The sequence below is a fragment of the Hydrogenophaga sp. genome (assembly GCF_041633695.1).
In the GTDB taxonomy this organism is placed as follows: domain Bacteria; phylum Pseudomonadota; class Gammaproteobacteria; order Burkholderiales; family Burkholderiaceae_C; genus Hydrogenophaga.
In genome coordinates this window covers 1-2,453 of sequence record NZ_JBFJMY010000555.1, presented here as the reverse complement: position 1 = coordinate 2,453, position 2,453 = coordinate 1, and the positions used below count along the sequence as shown (strand labels likewise).

Below are 2,453 nucleotides of genomic sequence, written 5' to 3'. Positions count from 1 at the left end.
GCGGATGCCCGGTTTGAGGGCACGCAGCAAGGCGTCGTTGTGCACATGGGCACCGGCGCTGGTGGCGTCGAACACGATGTCGATGTCGGCAAAGATGGGCAGGCGGGTCAGGCCTTCCACGCCTTCGTGGGTGGTGGCCACGCCCATGCGCTCGGCGCGCGCCAGCCCGTCGGAGCCCGGGTCGATGCCGACCATGGCTCCCATTTCGATGTGTTGCCCGTGGCGCAGGATCTTGATCATCAAGTCCGTGCCGATGTTGCCGCTGCCAATGATGGCGGCTTTGAGTTTTGGGGTCATGCCTTGTTGGAGTTGTGTTTCACCGCGATCACGCGGCGATGGTGAATTCAAACGCACCGATGTTTTCAATCCACTGTTTCACCACGTCGCCGGGTTTCAGGAATTTTTTGCGGGCCATGCCAACACCCGCCGGCGTGCCGGTCAGGATGACGTCGCCCGGGTGCAGGGTGATGCAGGCAGACAAATGTTCGATCTGGTCGCCAATGTCAAAAATCATTTGCGAGGTGTTCGAGTCCTGCATCAGCTCGCCGTTGACCCAGAGCTTCATGGCCAGGTTCATCGGATCGCCCACGAAGCGGGTTGGCGTCAGGGCGGGACCCATGGGGCAAGAGCCGTCGAACGACTTTTGCCCGATCCAGTCCCACTTGAAGGGCGAATCGTTGGCCACACCGGCACGGCCCACGTGGTCGCGCGCCGAGAGGTCGTTGGCGACGGTGTAACCCGCCACGATGTCGGCAAAGTCTTTCGCCGCCACGTTCTTCGCCTGCTTGCCGATCACCACCGCCAGCTCCAGCTCCCAGTCCAGCATGGCCGTGCCTCGCGGCAGGCTCACCACCGCATCCGGGCCCACCACGCTGCTGCCGGTGGCCTTCAGGCAGAACCAGGGCTTCTGCCCCGAGGCCTTGGGATTCGCATCCAGAGGCAAACCCAGGGTGGCTTTCATTTCGGCCACATGGTCCCTGTAATTTGCACCGGCGAAATAGATGTTGCGGGGATTGGGCAAGGGGGCGAGAAGCCGCGGCGACGCCACCGCCTCGCGCTGCGCCAGCTTGGGTGCCAGCTCATCGAGCCGGGCATCGGCATCGGCCCAGTTGCTCAACACTTCCAGGGTTTCGGCGTAACGACCGGATGGATAGGTTTTTCCCGCGCTGAGCAAGCCGGTCTGGCTCCCGCCGCTGGTCGCAAAAGTCACGAGCTGGATCATGCGATCTCCACCCGGGTCTGGACTTCTTCCAGCGTTTCGTGCGTGCGCCCGTCGGCCATGTCGAAACGGTCGCCAAAATCGAACAAGTCGTCGTGCTGGAAGCCGTTGGCGTAATACTGGATCTCCCACCAGTTGTGGTCCAGGTCGATCATGTAAAACGAATACACGCCGTGCATGTCCTGCGGCGGCATCACCTTGCGGATACCAAACTCTTCCTGCCGCGCCAGCGCGCTGGCGTGCGCACGGTCCACCTCCTCACGGGTCTGCACGTCCACGCCCCAGTGGTTGAGCAAATGCACCGGCTGGAGCTGCTCACCCACCTCCACACAAATGATGTGGAAGCGCATGGAGTGGCGGATCGCCATCGACGTCTTGCCGTGGCGCACGCACTCCAGGCCCAGAAATTCTTCGTAGAAGCGGCGCGATGGGATCAGGTCGTAACACTCCAAGGTGCCATGGCTCAGACAAAAAGGTTTGACGACCGACGCGGTCTTCGGCGCGTCCACGCGGCAATTCGGAGGTAAGGTCAACATGCGGGTCTCCTGTGTTCGTGCCTTGCTCAGGCGCTGGTCTTTTCGGCTGTGGTCAAGAAGACATCGGCGTAGAAGTCGGTTTCGGCCAGACCGCACTGCTCGGCAAAGTCGCGCCGCGCCGACTCGATCACCAGTGGCGATCCACAGGCGTACACCTCGACGCCCCTCATATCGGGAAAGTCCTGCATCACGGCCTGGTGCACCAGGCCGGTCCGCCCGGTCCATTGGCAGGCCTGGGTCGGGTCGCTCAACACCGGCACGAATGTAATGTGGCCGTGCTCGGCGGCCCATTGCTGCGCCAGCTCCATCCGGTAGAGGTCCAGCCGCCGCCGCCCGCCCCAGAACAAGGTGATGGGGCGGCGGATGCCGCGCTGCAGCGCGTACTCGATGATCGACTTGATGGGCGCAAAGCCGGTGCCCGAGGCCAGCATCACCATGGGCTTTTCGCTTTTCTCGCGCAGAAAAAACGAGCCCAAAGGCATTTCAATGCGCTGCACGTCGCGCACGTGCAGGTGGTTGAACACGAGGTCGGTGAATTTGCCGCCGGGGATCATGCGCACATGCAGCTCGAGCTGGCGCACGCCGTCGTTGCTGGGCGCATTGGCCATGGAATAGCTGCGGCGCGTGCCGTCGGGCCGCACAAACTCGATGTACTGACCGGCGCGGAACACGGTCGGCTCGTTCATCGGCAGTCCCAG

The 2,453-nt window shown here is 62.9% G+C and carries 3 protein-coding genes and 1 pseudogene; all 4 read right to left on the bottom strand.

All coding sequences use genetic code 11. The features are described from left to right. A pseudogene (locus ABYB95_RS21600) lies at positions 1 to 297 on the bottom strand (acetaldehyde dehydrogenase); the annotation flags it as partial. A gap of 28 nt (positions 298 to 325) precedes the next feature. Then, positions 326 to 1,222 carry a fumarylacetoacetate hydrolase family protein gene (locus ABYB95_RS21595; protein WP_372661795.1) on the bottom strand — a complete coding sequence of 299 codons (897 nt, stop codon included), beginning with the start codon at positions 1,220 to 1,222 and terminating at the stop codon, positions 326 to 328. Next, positions 1,219 to 1,755: a VOC family protein gene (locus ABYB95_RS21590; protein ID WP_372661792.1), complete on the bottom strand. Its 537-nt coding sequence runs from the start codon at positions 1,753 to 1,755 to the stop codon at positions 1,219 to 1,221. The genes ABYB95_RS21595 and ABYB95_RS21590 overlap by 4 nt, the downstream gene beginning before the upstream one ends. Positions 1,756 to 1,781: 26 nt before the next feature. After that, positions 1,782 to 2,453 (bottom strand): FAD-binding oxidoreductase (locus tag ABYB95_RS21585; protein ID WP_372661788.1); only part of this gene is annotated, 672 nt, incomplete at its 5' end.